Raw genomic sequence first — 300 nt, 5'->3', positions numbered from 1 at the left:
GCAATTAACAATTCATAACAATCACTTTTTTGAACAAGGAACTTCCTATTTGTTCCACATCTCTTCCAGCACTTGCTATTTCTCACCATTTGTTGTAAGATAGGAATTAAGGTCAAATTCACAAAGACTTTACTTTGCATATTATCAAGCATCAATTAGGAATCATAAGTATTCCTCATGGGTTTTTGATAATATGTGAATTTTTATTTACGTTCAAATAAGACGATCATATTGTAATTTATTTTTATTATTTTTAGGAGGCACTTACCATGACATTAACAGGTAAAGTAAAATGGTTTA

The organism is Bacillus sp. JJ1127, from assembly GCF_036965845.1.
Classification (GTDB): domain Bacteria; phylum Bacillota; class Bacilli; order Bacillales; family Bacillaceae_G; genus Bacillus_A.
Note: the sequence above shows the minus strand (reverse complement) of the source record.